Source organism: Sphingobacterium sp. UBA1498 (assembly GCF_002325125.1).
GTDB lineage: Bacteria > Bacteroidota > Bacteroidia > Sphingobacteriales > Sphingobacteriaceae > Sphingobacterium.
Genome location: NZ_DCRG01000040.1, coordinates 104,370 through 123,877, shown reverse-complemented (window position 1 = coordinate 123,877; position 19,508 = coordinate 104,370). Strand labels below are relative to the sequence as shown.

At 39.6% G+C, this 19,508-nt stretch carries 17 protein-coding genes; 13 read left to right on the top strand and 4 right to left on the bottom strand.

Annotated elements, in window-relative coordinates:
• The first annotated feature begins 172 nt into the window (after positions 1–172).
• The 10 genes from secDF to rodA all read left to right on the top strand — a co-directional run bounded on the left by secDF (position 173) and on the right by rodA (position 12,821).
• Positions 173–3,154: a protein translocase subunit SecDF gene (gene secDF / locus B3139_RS21340; RefSeq protein ID WP_209578789.1), complete on the top strand. Its 2,982-nt coding sequence runs from the start codon at positions 173–175 to the stop codon at positions 3,152–3,154.
• A gap of 142 nt (positions 3,155–3,296) precedes the next feature.
• Entirely contained in the window at positions 3,297–3,734 is a 438-nt protein-coding gene (locus B3139_RS21335) for a MarR family winged helix-turn-helix transcriptional regulator (protein ID WP_209578790.1), read from the top strand.
• A gap of 2 nt (positions 3,735–3,736) precedes the next feature.
• A complete protein-coding gene (locus B3139_RS21330) occupies positions 3,737–4,741 on the top strand; it encodes an NAD(P)/FAD-dependent oxidoreductase (RefSeq protein ID WP_293885667.1) in 1,005 nt (334 codons plus the stop codon).
• A gap of 2 nt (positions 4,742–4,743) precedes the next feature.
• Complete coding sequence (locus B3139_RS21325; protein ID WP_209578792.1) at positions 4,744–5,079, top strand: 2Fe-2S iron-sulfur cluster-binding protein; 336 nt, start codon at positions 4,744–4,746, stop codon at positions 5,077–5,079.
• 250 nt (positions 5,080–5,329) lie between these two features.
• Entirely contained in the window at positions 5,330–6,640 is a 1,311-nt protein-coding gene (locus B3139_RS21320) for an NAD(P)/FAD-dependent oxidoreductase (protein WP_293885665.1), read from the top strand.
• A gap of 438 nt (positions 6,641–7,078) precedes the next feature.
• Positions 7,079–8,104, top strand: a complete 1,026-nt coding sequence (locus B3139_RS21315) for a rod shape-determining protein (RefSeq protein ID WP_046671815.1) — start codon at positions 7,079–7,081, stop codon at positions 8,102–8,104.
• A gap of 92 nt (positions 8,105–8,196) precedes the next feature.
• Positions 8,197–9,039: a rod shape-determining protein MreC gene (gene mreC, locus B3139_RS21310; protein ID WP_209578794.1), complete on the top strand. Its 843-nt coding sequence runs from the start codon at positions 8,197–8,199 to the stop codon at positions 9,037–9,039.
• Positions 9,032–9,550, top strand: coding sequence for a rod shape-determining protein MreD (locus tag B3139_RS21305; RefSeq protein WP_209578795.1), 519 nt, complete (start codon positions 9,032–9,034; stop codon positions 9,548–9,550). Before mreC ends, B3139_RS21305 begins: the two co-directional genes overlap by 8 nt.
• A gap of 27 nt (positions 9,551–9,577) precedes the next feature.
• On the top strand, positions 9,578–11,563 hold the full coding sequence (gene mrdA, locus B3139_RS21300) for a penicillin-binding protein 2 (protein WP_209578796.1): 1,986 nt from the start codon (positions 9,578–9,580) through the stop codon (positions 11,561–11,563).
• Entirely contained in the window at positions 11,556–12,821 is a 1,266-nt protein-coding gene (rodA, locus tag B3139_RS21295) for a rod shape-determining protein RodA (RefSeq protein WP_209578797.1), read from the top strand. The genes mrdA and rodA overlap by 8 nt, the downstream gene beginning before the upstream one ends.
• Before the next feature lie 96 nt (positions 12,822–12,917).
• On the opposite strand, the gene B3139_RS21290 is transcribed toward rodA, so the two are convergent.
• The 4 genes from B3139_RS21290 to B3139_RS21600 are packed head-to-tail and all read right to left on the bottom strand — an operon-like array spanning position 12,918 to position 15,468.
• Positions 12,918–13,772 carry a nucleoside phosphorylase gene (locus B3139_RS21290; RefSeq protein WP_209578798.1) on the bottom strand — a complete coding sequence of 285 codons (855 nt, stop codon included), beginning with the start codon at positions 13,770–13,772 and terminating at the stop codon, positions 12,918–12,920.
• A complete protein-coding gene (locus B3139_RS21285) occupies positions 13,769–14,386 on the bottom strand; it encodes an IMPACT family protein (RefSeq protein ID WP_209578799.1) in 618 nt (205 codons plus the stop codon). The genes B3139_RS21290 and B3139_RS21285 overlap by 4 nt, the downstream gene beginning before the upstream one ends.
• The gene (locus B3139_RS21280) at positions 14,383–15,252 is read right to left on the bottom strand and encodes an EamA family transporter (RefSeq protein WP_293885661.1); all 870 of its coding nucleotides are present in this window, start codon (positions 15,250–15,252) and stop codon (positions 14,383–14,385) included. Before B3139_RS21280 ends, B3139_RS21285 begins: the two co-directional genes overlap by 4 nt.
• A gap of 3 nt (positions 15,253–15,255) precedes the next feature.
• Complete coding sequence (locus B3139_RS21600; RefSeq protein WP_409530114.1) at positions 15,256–15,468, bottom strand: thermonuclease family protein; 213 nt, start codon at positions 15,466–15,468, stop codon at positions 15,256–15,258.
• A gap of 633 nt (positions 15,469–16,101) precedes the next feature.
• On the opposite strand from B3139_RS21600, the gene B3139_RS21275 reads away from it, so the two are divergent.
• Genes B3139_RS21275 through aroA form a run of 3 tightly spaced genes read left to right on the top strand, consistent with a single transcriptional unit; the run spans position 16,102 to position 19,328 of the window.
• The gene (locus B3139_RS21275) at positions 16,102–16,926 is read left to right on the top strand and encodes a prephenate dehydratase (protein WP_209578802.1); all 825 of its coding nucleotides are present in this window, start codon (positions 16,102–16,104) and stop codon (positions 16,924–16,926) included.
• A gap of 39 nt (positions 16,927–16,965) precedes the next feature.
• On the top strand, positions 16,966–18,078 hold the full coding sequence (locus tag B3139_RS21270) for a chorismate mutase (protein WP_209578803.1): 1,113 nt from the start codon (positions 16,966–16,968) through the stop codon (positions 18,076–18,078).
• Positions 18,078–19,328 carry a 3-phosphoshikimate 1-carboxyvinyltransferase gene (gene aroA, locus B3139_RS21265; protein WP_209578804.1) on the top strand — a complete coding sequence of 417 codons (1,251 nt, stop codon included), beginning with the start codon at positions 18,078–18,080 and terminating at the stop codon, positions 19,326–19,328. Before B3139_RS21270 ends, aroA begins: the two co-directional genes overlap by 1 nt.
• Positions 19,329–19,508 lie beyond the last annotated feature (180 nt).

Genomic DNA, 19,508 nt, shown 5'->3' with positions numbered 1-19,508 from the left:
TATTCAATTCTCCTATTTTTATGCCGTTGACCTAATTGGCATAAATAAAACTTTTCATTCTACAAAAATTTTATACCTTTGCCATTCTTGGTAAAATGTGATTAAACAAGAACTAATTATCAATTACATAAACAGTATTTAACATTATAATTAATACAATTAATAACAGACGATGCAAGGTAAAGGGCTGATTAAACTTTTAGTGATAGTGGTGTCATTAGCGTGTCTATACTCCCTATCATTTACTTGGGTGACCCGCAATGTGGAGCGCGATGCTGAGAATTTTGCCAAGGGAGACTTGGCGAAAGAGAAGAGCTATCTAGACTCAATGGCAGGTGAAGTAGTGTACAATTTAGGGTTTGCAAAATACACCTATCGGGAAGCCAAAGCAAATGAACTCGCTTTGGGATTGGATTTGAAAGGTGGTATGAACGTAACCATGGAAATCTCGTTGGACGAATTGATCCGCAATTTGGCAAACAATCCAAAAGATGAGAAATTCAACAAAGCGTTGGAACAGGCTGTAGCAAGAAGCAAAACGAGTGCTAAAACAGTCGTTGCGCTATTTATGGAAGAATACAAATCCATCGGTGCTACAACTCCACTTTCAACCTTCTTTTCAACAAAAGATAATGCTGCACTAATTAAACCTGGGGATTCAGACTCAAAAGTTGAATCATTCCTTCAAAAAGAAGCGGACAACGCCATCCAAAATTCCTACAAAGTACTTCGTACACGTATTGATAAGTTTGGTGTTGCATCTCCAAACATTCAAATTCAACAAGGTACAAACCGTATTTTAATCGAATTACCTGGTGTCAAAGACGAAAGCCGTGTGCGTAACCTGCTTCAAGGCTCCGCTAAACTGGAGTTTTACGAGACCTATACCAATCAAGAAGTTTATCCATTACTGGAAAATATCGACAAAACTTTAGCTTCTACGTTAAAAGCAGCCCCTGCTACAACAGGTACTTCCGTAGCAGACACAAGCAAAAAATCAGATGATTTGTTGTCCAACCTAACCGGTGGTAAAAAAGATGCGATAAAAGACAGTGCTGCTGTAAATCTTGGTCAGAAAAATCCACTGTTTGAAGTGTTGCGCCCAGCAGTTTATATGGGTGAAAACCAACAGATGGCACTAATGCCAGGTTCAATGGTGGGTATTGCTTCATTAAAAGATACAGCAAAAGTAAATGCATACTTGCAACGTCCGGAGGTAAAATCAATTCTCCCGGGAAACTTAAAACTTTTATGGGCTGTTAAACCTGAACAAAAGACACCTGAGCAACTATCATTATATGCAATTAAAGGGGCTGGACAAGATAATGGTGCTGTATTGACAGGAGATGTCATTACGGATGCAACAGCAAACTTTGATGAGAAAAATCAACCTGTGGTTGGTATGCAAATGAACAGCGAAGGTGCACGTGAATGGAAGAAAATTACTGCAAAAGCGGCTCAAAACAGAGATGCAATTGCGATCGTTCTTGATAATGTGGTTTATTCTGCTCCTTCTGTAAACGGTGAAATCCCAAATGGTAGTTCATCAATCTCTGGATCCTTTACGGTAGAAGACACCAAAGATTTAGCAAACGTATTGAAGGCAGGTCGTCTTCCAACGACTGCTAAAATTGTTGAAGAAGCTATTGTGGGACCTACTTTGGGTCAGGCTGCCATTGATGCGGGTGTTAACTCTGCTGTTATCGGTATTATCGTAGTAATGATCTTTATGATCGCTTACTACAATACTGCAGGTATCGTGGCAAACATTGCGGTATTGTTAAACGTATTTATCATTATGGGGGTATTGGCATCCTTAAATGCTGTACTCACCTTACCGGGTATCGCGGGTATCGTATTAACAATGGGTACTGCGGTCGATGCGAACGTCTTGATTTATGAACGTATCCGTGAAGAACTGGGCTTAGGAAAATCGATCCGTCAGGCTGTTGCAGATGGTTACAAACACGCTTTACCTTCCATCTTGGATTCGCAGATCACAACGTTTTTGATCGGTATTATCTTATTCTTATTTGGTAGTGGCCCGATCTTAGGTTTCGCGACAACATTAATGGTGGGTATCATTACTTCATTGTTTACTGCGATCCTTGTTACTCGTGTTATCTTTGAATGGATGTTGGCGAAAGATTTCAAAATCAAAGTCTCTTTCCCTTGGTCTGCAAATACCTTGCATAATGCAAACTTTAAATTCGTTCAGAAACGTAAAATCTTTTATGCGATTTCAATCGTTGCCGTGTTAATTTCTGCGGCATCAATTTTCACAAAAGGATTCAGTTTAGGTGTGGATTTCCAAGGTGGTCGTACGTATACTGTCCGTTATGATAAACCTGTGGACTTGGAAGCTGTACGTACAAACTTGGATGATATCTTCCAGAAAACAACAGAAGTAAAAGTCTTCGGTGCATCCAACCAACTGCGTATAACAACAACTTACCATATCGAAGAAACTTCGGACACTGCTGACAAAGAAGTATTGGATAAATTAAACCAAGGTCTATCAAAAGTAGACGCTTCCAATAAACATGAAATCCTTTCGTCTCAAAAAGTTGGGCCAAGTATTGCTACTGATATCAAGTCTAGAGCGACCAGTTCGGCAATTTTCTCTATCATCATTGTTGCTGCTTACATTTTGATTCGTTTCCACAAATGGGAATATTCAGTTGGAGCAGCTATTGCAACAATCCACGATGCGATTATTTTATTGGGCTTATTCTCTCTCTTGGATGGCATCGTACCATTCTCGCTTGATATTGACCAACACTTTGTGGCAGCGATATTAACGGTCATTGCTTACTCGGTGAATGATACAGTGGTTGTATTTGACCGTTTACGTGAATTCGTATCAAAACCAAATGCACATAATGAAGATCTTGGCGATGTCGTCAACCATGCGATCAACTCGACGTTAAGTAGAACGATCATTACCTCATTAACGATTGTATTTGTTCTTGCAGTCCTGTTTATTTTCGGTGGTGAAGTTATCCGTGGATTCTCATTCGCAATCTTAATCGGTGTAATCGTAGGTACATACTCATCGATTATTTTAGCGGCACCTTCGGTATATGACTTGCGTAAAGGAAAACATTTGGCTGAAGGTAATACGGCTAAAAAAGCTGAGGTCGTAAGACCATAATAAAGCTCTTTGCAGCAAAAAAACGCATTGAGTATTGGAGTGCCCCCAAAAAGTTAGCTACTTTCTGGGGGCATTTTTTATTGCATTCAAATTACTTGTCACACTAAATATTTTAAATATATTTGTTGTGCTAAATATTTGTATGCTAAACGAAAAATTCGACCGCTATTCTTTTATTCTCGACCAAACGGCCAAGAAAGTAAAGCAATTTGCCCAATCCTCTTTTGCGGAGAAAGGATTTGATATCACTGTGGATCAGTGGACCATTTTAAAGGCTTTGTATGAAACAGATCAGCTTTCGCAAAAAGAATTGGCGAAACGCTGCGGAAAAGACCAACCCACATTGACACGGATCGTTGATATCCTTCTTAAAAAAAATCTGGCTGAACGGGTCATTGACGAAACAGACCGTCGGAGCCTTTATTTGCACTTGACGGAAGAAGGAAAATTAAAAGTAGCATCGCTTTCACCAATTGTTGCGGAGATTCGTATGAAGGCCTGGAAAAATTTGACAGCGGAAGATTTTGACGCTTTTACAAGGATTTTGAACACAATATATAACAACTTAAATATAGAATAGCTATGATAAATACGGATATCTGTATCATTGGAGCAGGACCTGTTGGCCTATTCGCTGTTTTCGAAGCTGGGCTTTTAAAAATGCGCTGCCATTTGATTGATGTGTTACCTCAGGTAGGCGGACAGCTTTCGGAGATTTACCCGCACAAACCTATCTATGATATACCTGGTTATCCAAGTATAACCGCACAGGAGCTGATCGATAAGCAGCTTGAACAAATTAAACCTTTCGACCCTACTTTCACCTTAGGTGAGCGTGTAGAACAAATATCCAGACAGGACGATGGCTCTTTTATCGTGACAACTAATGAACATACAACTGTTCACACACAGGTTATTGTTATCGCCGGAGGCTTGGGCTGTTTTGAGCCGCGCAAACCGGAGATTCCGAATCTTCATCTCTTTGAAGGAAAAGGGGTAGACTATATGGTAAAAGATCCCGCCAAGTACCGGGATAAAAACATTGTTATTGCGGGTGGAGGCGACTCAGCTCTAGACTGGACCTTTCACCTCGCAGATATTGCGCAGCAGGTAACTTTAATACATCGGAGCGATTCCTTCCGAGGTGCCCCCGATTCGGCAGAGAAAGTATTCAAATTGGCCCAACAGGGGAAAATCAATTTATTGCTTTCCCACAGTCTGACCAATATTCACGGCAATGGCAGTTTATCACATGTTGAAACAACAAGTAAAAACAAAGAAGTTATCGCTATAGAGGCAGACTATTTTATCCCTTTATTTGGCCTGACACCTAAACTTGGTCCAATTGCTGATTGGGGATTGCAAATTGATAAAAATGCCATTGAGGTCAATACTTTTGATTACTCCACCAACGTAGAGCGTGTTTACGCAATCGGAGACATCAATACGTATCCCGGCAAGCTGAAACTCATTCTTTGTGGATACCATGAGGCAGCCCTGATGTGTCAAAGCGCTTTTAAATTTGTCTATCCAGACCAGAAACTTACATTCAAATACACAACAGTAAACGGAATAAATACATTTTAGTTATGGAAGATAATTTAATTAAAATTGGTGTTGTTGACCGCGACGGGAGCGAAAATATACTGGAGATACCCACAGACATCAACCTTTCACTGATGGAAATTTTAAGAGCATCAGAATATGAAATATTGGCAACCTGCGGTGGGATGGCTTTATGTGCTACCTGCCATGTTGAGGTTATTGAAGGTCTAGAATCGCTTGCTCCAGCGAGCGATCAGGAGCTCGATATGTTAGACACGCTCCCCGATGCTGATGATCAAAGTCGGCTCGCCTGTCAGCTTTATCTACAGAATTGCAACAACGGTATGAAAATCAAGATAAAAGGTGCATTGCAGTCGTGATCTCATGGTGTATTTTATACACCATGAGATCACGACCAACATCTTTTTTTTTAGACAGTAACAGGTCGACATAAAAGACTAAAAATCAAACACCTACAAAACATATGATTGAAAGATTTAGCCTTTTCACAATAAATTTCACAACATATCGGCGCAATAAATAAATATTTTTTAGTTTTTTGAAGCAAAATTTAAGATATTTGCAGCTTAATTCGATTGTACCGAATTTTTACAACAAACTATTAAAAATATGCCAAGCAATAGTTCAAATAGAAAATTCCCAAGAGTAATCATTATTGGTGCTGGATTTGGAGGAATTGAAGTTGCTAAAAAGCTTAAAAATAAGGAAGTTGAAGTTCTGTTGCTGGACAGAAATAACTTTCATACTTTTCAACCTTTGATGTATCAGGTAGCCACGGGTACTCTTTCGGCGGATTCTATTTCTTTCCCTGTCCGCAAAATGTTCAAAGGCCAAGACAACTTCCGCTTTAGACTTGCTGACGTAAAGAGTGTAGATAATGAGGCCAAAATTGTAAGAACAGACGTTGGTGATTTTGACTATGATTATTTGATTGTTGCTACAGGTGCCACAACGAACTTCTTCGGCAATCAACAAATCACGAAATATGCTTTGCCAATGAAAAACATACAAGAAGCATTAAACATTCGTAGCTATGTTTTACAGAACCTGGAAGAGGCGGTACGGATAGAAAACCCGGCTGATCGTAAAGCCAATCTGAACTTTGTTATTGTTGGAGGTGGTCCGACAGGTGTAGAACTTTCGGGTGCAATCGCAGAAATCAAAAACAACGTTCTTGAAAAAGACTATCCAGAATTAAAAAAATCTGAGATGTCGGTTTACTTAGTCGAAGGACTTCCAAAAGTATTGGCCAATCTGTCTGAAAAATCTTCCAAAGATTCGGAAAGATACCTGAAAGATCTAGGTGTAGAAGTGTTATTGAATGTTCAGGTAACAGGATATGATGGTAATTCGATTACTTTCGCCGACGGCAGAAGCATTGAAACAAAAACTGTGATCTGGGGTGCCGGCGTAGCTGGCCAATATCCTGATGGCTTCAAGAAAGAAATTATCCAGCGTGGTAACCGTATACAGACTGACGATCAATGTCGCGTTATCGATATGCCAGGTGTTTATGCCATTGGTGATGTTTCGGCGTTTATTACAGATGATCTTCCTCGTGGCTTACCTGGTGTTGCACCGGTAGCTCAACAACAGGGAGCATATGTCGCTAAACACCTCCTCCAAACGATTTCCAATCAACCAACTGAGAAATTCAATTATTTTGACAAAGGCTCAATGGCTACTATAGGCCGTAATAAAGCGGTAGTTGATATGGGAAAAATTCATTTTAATGGATTCTTTGGCTGGATGACGTGGATGTTTGTCCACTTGATGTCCATTTATGGATTCAGAAATAAACTAATCACTTTTGTAAACTGGTCAATTAAATTTTTCACAAAAAACAGTGGTGTACGTTTAATATTCCACAAGTATGATGAACCAGTTCCGGAAAAAAATCAGGCAGAAACAGTGCACTAGTCTTTTGATAGTATTTTCAACCTGAAATTAATCATTACCCCGACAGCGCCATGATAGCAAGATCATGGCGCTGTCTTTTTTATCCCCCTCTTATCTGCTTATCACTGGAGATAAGGTTGTACTCGCTGAATATCTAATCCACATCACAACATTAGCGTTCCACTGACTTGTCAACTCCAACCTCTATTTATTGGATTCTTTGTTTCGACTGTCATTGATTTCAAAAACAAATGTTTCATCCTTGTCTACAGGGTCATCCAATTTAAAATAACTTCGCCTAGCACGTAACATTTACAGATTATATTCGTTAAATTTAAAGACAGTTTTTTCCAGATAGAATTTACTTTCATAATATCTTTTTTTGATGTATAACCTCAAAAAGATTAATTTTTTTTGGTAGGTTTGCATATTATTCTAAAATAGCTTAAGGATTAGCAGATGGGCTTATTTAATTGGTTTACGCAAGAAGTTGCGATTGACTTGGGTACTGCAAATACCCTAATAATTCATAATGACAAAGTAGTAGTTGATGAACCTTCTATTGTTGCATTTGACCGCACCACAAATAAAGTGATCGCCATTGGCCGCCAAGCCATGCAAATGGAGGGTAAGACACACGACAATATAAAGACAGTACGTCCTTTACGTGATGGAGTAATTGCTGATTTTACGGCTGCTGAGCATTTGATCAGAGGAATGGTAAAATTAGTAAACAATGGCAAGAGCTGGTTTTTCCCTTCGCTTCGTATGGTTGTTTGTATTCCTTCTGGTATTACAGAGGTGGAAAAAAGAGCGGTACGCGACTCCGCTGAAATTGCTGGTGCTAAGGAAGTCTATTTGATTCACGAGCCCATGGCCGCTGCTGTAGGTATAGGGATTGATGTGGAAGAACCGATGGGTAATATGATTATTGATATCGGTGGTGGTACTACCGAAATAGCAGTCATTGCTTTGTCGGGTATCGTATGTGACCAGTCTATTCGCGTTGCGGGTGATAACTTTGACTCCGATATCGTTCAATACATCAGACGACAACACAACATCATGATTGGTGAACGTACGGCTGAAAAAATAAAAATTGAAGTGGGTGCTGCTCTTCCGGAATTGCAGGAACCACCCGCAGATTTTGCTGTTCAAGGGCGTGATTTGATGACTGGTGTTCCTAAACAAATCACTGTTTCTTATACCGAAATAGCCCATTGTCTGGATAAATCCATCTCAAAAATTGAAGAGGCGATCTTAAAAGCTTTAGAAATTACTCCCCCAGAATTATCAGCAGATATTTATCAAACAGGTATTTACCTGACTGGCGGTGGTGCGTTATTACGCGGTCTGGACCGTCGTATACAAGCTAAGACTAAACTTCCAGTGCACATTGCTGAAGACCCATTACGCGCTGTCGTAAGAGGAACTGGTATTGCACTTAAAAATATCGGACGATTTAAATTTTTGATGCAATCCTAACCGTTCGATAATTAATAACAATATTTTATTAAAGAGCGATATAATATGCAAAACTATTATATCGCTTGCTTATTAAATACCCACATTAAAAAATGAGAAACCTTTGGTTATTCCTAAGACGATATAATGCATTCTTTTGGTTTATCCTCTTTTTTGGATTCTCTTTATTTTTGGTCATCACCAATAATTCTTTCCAACGTAATTCGGTCTTAAATTCTTCGAATAGTATCATCGGAGGCCTTTATGCAAAAGTCAATTCCTGGAAAAGCTATCTTCACCTCGATGAAACTAACGATGCGCTCGCAAGAGAAAATGCGCAATTGAGAAAGGACTTACAGGCCTATCGGTCAACTGACAGCATCAACATTGGTCCTGTACCAGCTATTGATAGCAGCGAATTTGGGCGTTATGAATTTATTATTGCGAATGTCATCAACAACAGCATTCACCAAAAAGCAAATACAATTACACTTGATAAAGGGAGTAAGGATGGTATCGAGCGCGGAATGGGTGTGATCGCCCCCAATGGTGTAGTAGGTATTGTCTTAAATGTCTCACCCCATTTCTCGACGGTTCAATCATTGTTGCATCCTGACACGAGAATATCGGTTACGCTCGGTCATACTGAAGTATTTGGTTCGTTGGTGTGGGGCAATAGCATGGACTATCGCGCGGCAATGGTCAAGGAAATCCCAAATCACATTAAAGTCAACAAGGGGGACAAAGTATATACCTCAGGATATTCGGGCCATTTTCCAAAAGGGATTTTTGTTGGAACTGTCATTCAGACGGGTATCTCCTCCGGAGATGCTTTTTTAGATCTTAGAATACTGTTAAGTACCAACTTCTCCAACTTACAGCATGTGTATGTTGTAAAAGACCTGTTAAATAACGAATTAAAAACACTAGAAGAATCGACAAAGGACAATGGCTAGGATTTTAATATTTAATATTATTCGATTTATCGTGTTGATAGGCATGCAAGTTTTCCTATTTCAAAACATCGGTTACTACAATCTGGTCGCGGCATTTCCTTACATTTTGTTTGTTTTTTTGCTTCCAACGGGAACGCCTAATTTTCTGGTTTATTTGATCGCATTTCTAACTGGACTCACCGTAGATTCTTTTTATGATACTTTAGGTGTCAATACTGCGGCCTGTGTTGCATTAGCTGCTTTCCGCATTTTCTTCATGAAAATTACACTCGAAGTGGAAGAACGCGAATCTTTTTTCACCCCAATGTTGGGATTCATGAATATCCGTTGGTTCTTTTCTTATATCTTCTTCGGAACATTGATTCATCATACATTTTTGTATTTATTGGAATCTTTTTCCTTCCAACACATCCAATACACCTTATTGAGTATCGTTTTAAGTTGTATATTTACAGTAATTATCATGCTATTATTTAGCATATTATTCTACAAAAAGAAAGATCGGTTATAGTAGATCGATGGATAGAAATTCATTTCTATGAACAGTTTTTTTGCGCGCAAGTACGTCGTTTCCGGAATCTTTATCGCCATCACACTGACTCTGATGGCCCGCTTATTTTATTTGCAGATCATAGACGATTCCTACATACATTCTGCCAACAGTAATGTGATGCGCAAGGTCATTGTTTACCCTGCCAGGGGGGTTATACTGGATCGAAAAGGAAAGGTGCTGGTTCAGAACGAACCGGTATATGACCTTATGGTCACCCCACGTGAAGTAAAAGAAATTGATACGGCACTGTTTTGCAAATTGATAGATATCGATAAAGAAGGCTTTATCAAACGGATGGAAAAGGCTAGAATACACTCGCCTTATCGTGCATCTATCTTTGAAAAACAGCTTTCTGTACGGACATGGGCCCAATATCAGGAGTATCAATATCAATTTCGTGGTTTCTATGTGCAGAAGAGAACAATCAGAAGTTATCCCGATAGCATAGCGGCTCAATTTTTGGGTTATGTCAGTGAGGTAAATGACAAGGACATTGAACGCTCCAATGGATTTTATCGAAGTGGTGACTATATTGGCCGCAGCGGTGTAGAGCGTTCCTATGAAGACCTCATTCGTGGGAAACGCGGTGTTAATAACCTGATGGTCGACGCGCTGAATCGCCCCAAAGGTGTATTTATGGAGGGGAAATACGACACACTCGCCGTTGCAGGGGAAGGACTGGTTTCCTCTTTAGATAAAGACCTTCAAATCCTAGGGGAAAACCTGATGAAAAATAAATTGGGGTCCATTGTTGCTATCGAACCTTCAACGGGTGAAATCTTGGCCTATGTCAGTAGTCCGAGCTATAATCCAAACATGATGGTGGGACGACAATCTGGCAATAATTATATGAAATTATTGAAGGATGAAACGAAACCGCTGTTTAACCGTCCTATTCAAGCTTCTTACCCGCCAGGATCTGTATTTAAGGTGGTATCTGCATTGACAGCGCAACAGGCGGGTGTGATTGATCGCAACACGGTATTCTTCTGCCCGCATGGGTACAGTTATGGCGGTGGACGTGGATGGATGGGCTGTACGCACTATCATGGATCGACTACTTTACAGCGATCGGTAGCCGTATCATGCAATACTTATTATGGTTTTACGTATGCCAAAATGATTGATGGACGTGGCCTTTCGGGACCTAAAGCTTATGATTTATGGCGCAATGCAGTAACCCAGTTTGGGATTGGCCATAAACTGGGCATTGATCTACCCGGGGAGAAACCAGGTTTATTGCCGACATCAGATTTTTATACCAAACGATACGGTAACGATAAATGGCGTTCAAGTTTCAACATTTCCTTATCCATCGGGCAAGGGGAAATGGGAATAACGCCATTGCAAATGGCCAATATCATGGCTATCGTTGCTAATAAAGGGTTTTACTACAGACCGCATTTGATTAAAGGAATTGGAGAAAAGAAAATTGCCAAGAAGGAATTCACGGAAAAAATAAGTGCCGGTGTCGATGAAAAATACTATCCTGTAGTTATTCAGGGCATGAGCGATGCTGTTAATACACCTGAGGGAACAGCTTGGTCCAATCGTATTCCGGGGATCGAAATGTGTGGTAAAACAGGTACAGCTCAGAACCCGCATGGGGAAAACCATGCTGTTTTCTTTGCTTTTGCACCGCGGGAAAATCCTAAAATCGCCATTGCTGTCTTTGTTGAAAATGCAGGTTACGGTGGAACATGGGCGGGACCTATTGCAAGTATGATGGTCGAGAAATACCTCAAAGACACCATCACTGCTCCTAAGTATATCCAGGATCGCATCTATAATGCAAATTTTCTTCCTGCGCCTAAAAAAGTGGTGGATCCAAAGGCTACTAAGGATGTAAAAAAAACAGACTCAGTCAAATCCAAAACGGACACGTTAAAATCTAAACGGCAACTGGCCGCTGTGACGAAACCAAAAGAAACAATTGTTCACCATAGCGAGATAAAGAGAAGATATGAATAATCAAAAAACTAGTTTCTTTGGGAAGATAGACTGGCTGACCATAACCCTTTGGCTCGCGCTATGCTTAATTGGCTTATTCAATATCCGTGCTGCTGTGTTTAACCCCGAACTGCCCAATTTCTTTACATTGGGTACGAATTATGGAAAACAGTCTTTATATCTTGTTTCCGCTATTATCTTGGGGGTATCCATTTTGATCATAGACGCTAAATTTTTCAGCTCGGCTTCACCAATATTTTACGGTATAACTGCTGTACTGCTTGTGATCGTATTGGTCGTAGGACGAAATGTTGGTGGAAATCAGGCCTGGATCGACCTCGGTTTTTTCCGCTTACAACCTTCGGAGTTTGCGAAACTTTCGACCTGCCTGTTGCTGGCCAACTTTTTAAGTTCTCAAAGCAATAAGGCTCCAACCATGCAGACTTTGGCTATGGGAGCCGGTATTGTATTATTCCCTGTATTTCTGGTGATGTTACAACCCGATACTGGATCTGCGCTCGCATTCTTTTCGTTGATTTTTGTATTCTACCGAGAGGGCTATGTGAATAATGAGCTTCTGATATTTGGAGGTCTCTGCATTTTGCTTTTCGTCCTTGCTTTATTGGTCAATCCATGGATACTTATTTTGGTTTTGGCATTACTCATTGGCCTTGTGATGTGGAACTACCGCAAGAGAAGGAAATACATTATTAATCTCAGTATACTTTTTGCGGCGTGTGCAGTATTTATTCTCTGTGTGGACCTCGTGTATGACCATGTCTTACAATCGCATCAACGTGATCGTATTGACATCATTTTAGGCAAAATGGAAGATCCTAAGGGAAAGGGCTATAATTTGAACCAGTCTAAAATTGCAATTGGATCGGGACAGCTTTTGGGAAAAGGTTATTTACAGGGAACCCAGACAAAATATAACTTCGTACCTGAGCAAAGTACAGATTTTATTTTCTGCACGGTTGGAGAGGAATGGGGCTTTGTCGGATCGGTTACCTTATTACTGATCTATCTCACGCTACTGTTACGCATTATTCACATTGCCGAACGACAGCGTTCGGCCTTCGCCAGAATCTATGCATATGGTGTAGCCTCCATTCTATTTTTTCACTTGTTTATTAATATCGGCATGACAATAGGTATTGTACCCGTTATCGGGATACCACTACCTTTTATCAGCTACGGGGGCTCGTCTTTGTGGAGTTTTACGATTTTGCTGTTTATCATGCTTAAATTTGATTCAAATAGAAAAGGAATTGTTTAAAACAATTCCTTTTCTATTTGAATCTTGTCCACAGCATCAACTCCTTTATCGCATCCGCCGCGAAGCGGCTATTACACAAGTTGTTCTCCAAAAAAATTAAATGCGCGCTAAAACGAGCTGTATAGCCTTGTCGACAACTTGTTCGGGCGTGGAAGAAAAATGACCATCTACCCTGTTTGCCAAAATAGCATTGATGGATAAAGCTTGATGTCCAAACATTTTGGCCAATGCGTAAATACCAGCAGTTTCCATCTCCAGGTTAGTTAAGCGTAGCGCTTTATATTGAAAAGAATTTACTAAACTCACAAAATTAGGAATGCTATTATTTGCCCTCAAATGGCGCCCCTGGGGTGCATAAAAACCCGGTGCAGTTAATGTGATCCCCTTGGGTAGGTCAAAAGCGATCTGCTCCTGAAGACTCCTACTGCCTTTGGCAACGTAAGGCTGTAAGTTCAATGCTGAAAAATACTTATCTAATTCCGCCTGAAGCCCTTTCTCTTCATCGTCATAAGCAGCCTTATAATAGTTCATCAAGGCATCAAGACCTATACCGTAAGAAGAGGCCAAAATAGTTCCCATTTCAACATCTTGTTGTACAGCCCCTGAAGTTCCAATGCGTATTATATCCAGCGAGGTCAACGCGGACTTCACGGTTCTACTGGCAAAATCAATATTTGCAAGCGCATCCAGTTCATTCAATACGATGTCTATATTATCCGTACCTATACCAGTGGATATTACGGTTAGCCGTTTATTCCCCAAATACCCGGTATGTGTAATAAATTCACGCTTTCCTTTTTTGAGTTCAATGCGATCAAAGTGTGCCGAAACTTTCGCCACGCGGTCTGGATCACCTACGGTAATTACGGTATTGGCCAGGTCTTCTGGCAACAAATTCAGATGGTAAATACTGCCATCTGCGTTTAAAACTAATTCCGATTCGTTAATCATAGCGTATATAAATAAGTTAACTGACAACCCTCGATTTTAGCGAACCGATCAACAATTCGATTGACCTGCATTTTTCGGACTTCAAACTCCAGATAACACTGATTGTCAAATTCCTGCTTATCAACGTCGATCCCCTCTTCTTTAATTATCCGCATGACATCATTCATATGGAGGTAATCGAAGGTGACACCATAATGGTCATTGACTGTGCGTTCGCTAATTTCTGCTCGAATTAAAGCGTCCTGGGTGGCCGACTTGTAGGCATTAATCAAACCTGGTACCCCCAACAATGTACCGCCAAAATACCGTACAACAATCACGATAATGTTGGTGACATCCATAGACAATAGCACATTTAAAATAGGGCGTCCTGCCGTTCCCGACGGTTCGCCATCATCATTCACTCGAAAGACAGCTCGGTCTGGTGTTAAACGATAAGCCCAACAATGATGTCTCGCTTTGGGATGGATTGCTTTCACTTCCAAGAGCAACTCTTTGAGTTGATCTTCCGATTTAAAAGGAAAGGCGTAGGCAATAAACTTACTACCTTTATCCCTAAAAATCCCCTCATATTTTGCACCAATAGTCCGATAAGTATCTTCAAATAAACTCATAGATATGCTATGATTAAAACTGAAACAATAGAAAGCGCTATACCAAGATAATTTAATAGCGATAACCTTTCTTTAAAAAATAAGACGCCAATTAAAGCGCCCAAGGAAATCACGCCGATGTTCATACCGGTAAATACAACAGAAGGGTTTTCTGGCAAAGCCCGATGTGCTTTCATATAAAATAGAATATTACAAAAATTGAATACTCCCAAAACCAGTCCATATCCCACAGCTTTTTTCGAAAAACCTTGCCTTTCCACGAAAAGAAAATAGAGCAACAGTAACATTGCAATAAACATCGCCATTACAAAGATAATAAACATGGAGCTGATATAGGGTATACTGACATGTAGCGCGACTTGCTTAAAAAGAATATCAATGATACCCATACCAATGAATACCAACATGGGATAACGTGCTTTATAACGGCTATCTGTTGCCAATCTACTAGGCTTATTTCTCTGCCAACCAATCGAACATAAAATTGCCAATAAACCAGTCGCTATTCCAAGCATTTTATGGCCTTCCATTTTTTCATGAAACAAAAAAAAAGAAGCCAAAAGTGGTATAAATAACGACAAACGCTGTGCGACTTCTGTCTTGACCAAACCGCTGTACCGAATGGATAAAGCTATAAAAACAAACATTCCCGGGAGTAGTACCGCAAGGAATGTATACAAAGTAACCGGCATATCGTCCCATGCTAGCGATTTTAAGTCAGGTTTCAGCACGAAATAGGTCAGTGCAACGGCCATAGGGTAATTCCAAACAATAACTTGTTTGGTTTCGACTCCATTTTGTCTTCCCAATTTCAATAAAACCGCTACGGTCACACTACAAATAACACTTAATAAGACAAAAATCATTATTCAAAATCTATTTATTTCCAGCGTCCACGATTTCCCCCGAACGAGCTGATATTCCAATTTCAAAAATAAATATGCACACAGCATATGCTGTGTTGATGTGTAAGATATTAGATAGCCCTGTCCGACCAAATCCCGATTGATAAATTTTTCCCCAAGATACACATAAGCAATAAATCTTCCATACCGATCGTGCTTTCTTAGATTAAATATCAATTTCGCATGATATCTGCCTTTGATCGAATTGAAATATTGGCGTACCCCTACCCTTAATAACCTATTTATTCCATAAAAATGAATTCGCTTGACATACAACTCAGAAATTGATCCAAGGAAATGAGTTTCTTCTTCGCAAAAAACAAGGATAAAAAACTGTAAATATTAGCATAAAAAACACATTTTTTAAACAAAAAAACATAATAAAAAAAACATAATTTATATGAAATATTAAACGATAAAATCAATCAAAAAAAAGCTTAAAATAAATTAAAAAAACACATAAAATATTAAAAATCAATAATATAAAAAAAATTTGAATCAACAAATAATGTTATAAAAATGATTAAAAATGAGACTTTAAAAAGCTTAAAAAAAACACAATAATATAGAGGTAAAAATAGAATAAAATTTATTTTTTCTTTGATATATAAAAAACATTCGTACATTTGAAATATCAAACAATAGCAGGATGAACAAAACATATACATATTTCTATTTTAGCTTCTTTTATTTTAACCATAAGAGCCGGGATTAGATTGTGTATAAGTCATAAGAACACAAACAAAAGAGTCCCGGTTCGAATGATCGGGACTCTTTTTGTTTGGAGACAAAACAGCAAACAAAAAAACAATGAGTTTAAAAATTGCAATACAAGGCGCAAAGGCATCATTTCATGAAGAAGCTGCATTTAAATTTTTCGGAAGAGAAGTTGAAATTGTCGAATGTGATTCGTTTAAGAAAACTTGTGAATTGCTGAAGCAGAGAAAAGTCGACTATATCGTTATGGCGATCGAAAATTCAATTGCCGGAAGCCTATTACCAAACTATAATTTGCTAAGAGATTACAAGTTTCATATTACTGGCGAAGTCTACCTAAACATTCAGCAGAATCTCATGGTATTGCCTGGAGTGAAATTAAAAGATATCAAACATATCGAATCGCATCCGATTGCTATTCGCCAATGTGAAGAATTTCTTTCAGAGCTGGAAGGAGTACGTATAACGGAGGGTTCTGACACTGCGGCGACTGCAAAAATGATTGCTGAGCGCAAATTAACTGACACAGCTGCAATCGCAGGCACACTGGCCGCTGAGGTTTACGGGCTTGAAATCCTGGAGAAGAGAATCGAAACCAATAAAAAGAATGCTACCCGCTTTTTGGTATTATCGAATGAGGTAGTAGAACATAAAAATGCAAATAAAGCATCATTATCTTTCCAAACAGGCAATACGGTCGGATCTCTAGCAACCATTTTACAATGTTTTGCAGACCAAAATATCAATCTGAGCAAAATTCAGTCGATGCCCGTCATTGGGAAGCGCAATGAGTATGACTTTTTCGTCGACGTGGAATGGAAAAAGCAGACGGACTACGAAGCAGCTATCCGGAAAGTTCTCAAACATAGTATCAATTTCAATATTATGGGCGAATATGTCAAAAACGAAAAATTATAATTAACAATAGCATATATAACATAGATAATCAAACTTAACATGAAAAATACATTAGACATCACTCCTTTAAAATCTTGGTTGGACACAGGAGACAAACCTTTAATCATTGCAGGCCCTTGTAGTGCTGAAACAGAAGAGCAGTTGGTATCAACAGCACATTTGTTGGCAAATACAGGAAAAGTAAATATTTTACGTGCCGGCATCTGGAAACCACGCACTCGTCCTGGAGAATTTGAGGGTATTGGTTCAATTGGCCTAGAATGGCTAAAAAGAGCAAAAGAGGAGACTGGTCTATTAACAGCGACTGAAGTTGCTACAGCGAAACATGTGGAAGAAGCTTTAGCTGCTGGTGTGGATGTGCTATGGGTAGGTGCACGTTCAACAGCGAATCCATTTACTGTCCAAGAAATCGCTGATGCTTTACAAGGTATAGATATTCCGGTATTCGTTAAAAATCCTGTAAACCCAGATTTATCTTTATGGATCGGTGCATTGGAACGTATCAATCGTGCTGGTATTAAAAAATTGGGTGCTATCCATAGAGGCTTCTCTTCGTACGAAAAAACCGCATTTCGTAATGAACCGATGTGGGATTTAGCAATCCAATTAAAAACCGCTTGTCCTAACTTACCAATCATTAACGATCCAAGTCACATCTGTGGAAACCGCGAATTGCTACCGTATATCGCACAAAAAGCAATGGATATGGATATGCAAGGATTGATTATCGAATCGCATATCGACCCATCTGTTGCATGGACTGATGCTAAACAACAAGTTACTCCTGCTGCATTAGCCGATTTGATCGATCACTTAACTTTACGTAAGGCGGCGTCCGACAATCCTTCATTCGAAGACAAATTAGCTGAATTGCGTAGCAACATCGATAAATTAGATGACTTAATCATCCAAAAAATTGGGGAACGCATGAAAATTGCAGAGAAAATCGGAGAATACAAAAGGGATAACAATGTTACTATCTTACAAGTAAACCGTTGGGATGAGATTGTTCAAAAACGCACCAAATTAGCAGAGGCGCTTTCGTTGGGAAGTGAATTTGCGACAAAATTCCTCGAATTAATTCACAACGAATCTATTCGCAAACAAAATGTGGTCATGAACACTCAGGAACAACCAACAGCAGAAGCATAATGAATCAACAAGTCATCACGCTGACGCATCCTTCAAAAAAAATACAGGGTACGGTTCAACTCACAGGTTCAAAATCTGAGAGCAACCGTGCTCTTATTATCCAATCATTGAGCAAAGGACAAGTTGAAATAGCCAACCTTTCTGAAGCTGCAGATACGGTAACGTTAAACCATGTGCTGCAGATTGCTTCCGATCCGAAACCAGGATTCAACACGATTGACATCGGTCCCGCAGGAACGGCCATGCGATTCTTAACGGCTTACCTCAACCTTGTCAAAGGAAATTTTATCCTTACAGGTACGGAACGCATGCAACAGCGTCCTATAGGTATATTGGTTGATGCCATGAAAGAGATTGGCGCTGACATCCACTATGAAAAGAAAGTCGGATACCCTCCTTTGAAGATTGAGGGCGGGCTGTTTCAAGGAAAAGACCGTGTCAAGATTAAGGGAGATATCAGCAGCCAATATATATCAGCCCTCTTATTAATTGCACCAGCATTAAAAAAAGGGCTTACTTTAGAGATTGAGGGTGAATTAACCTCCAAACCTTACGTATCCATGACGTTGGATATGTTAAAAAGTGTAGGAATTCAACATGAGTGGACGAACAACGCGATTAAAATTGCGCCGCAGACATTTGATAAACAAACAATATATGTCGAGCCAGATTGGAGCGCTGCTTCCTATTGGTACGCTATCGTCGCACTGGCAGATGCGAATGCATCGATCGTATTGCCTGGATTAAGAAAAAATAGCTTACAGGGTGATATTGCGATTATAAGCATTATGGAGCATTTCGGTGTACAGTCAAGCTTTGAATCAGACGGATTACATTTAAATAAAAAGTTAATCGATTCGGACATAAGCTTATTCAACTTTAAAGAATGTCCCGATCTCGCACAAACTGTGGTTGTTGTCGCGGCTGCGTTAAAACGCGATGTATCCTTTACGGGCTTGGAAACTTTAAAAATCAAGGAGACTGACCGTATTGCAGCACTGCAGAAGGAAATTGCGAAATTTGGAGCCGAGCTGATTGAAGATGGCGATACCTACCACCTGAAAACAGCACGGGTATATCAGCCTGAAGAGGTCACCTTCGATACTTACGAAGATCACCGCATGGCGATGGCGTTCGCACCACTGGCATTAGTTTTTGACCAGATTAAGATCGCTGAACCTCAAGTTGTAGAAAAATCATATCCTGATTTTTGGAATCATTTACAAGCGCAAGCTTTTGTCATTGACTAGTAGATTAAAACAGGGATTAAATCAACATTAATCCCTGTTTCCACCTATTGTACCCCAACAGGCTTTTCGCCTGGGACAAAATCATGCAATACAATCCTTAAGGTTTAGGACAGGTGGCAAATCCATAAATTTGTATTCCTTCTCAAGCTTTACAATTGCATATAAAGGCAAATTTATTTA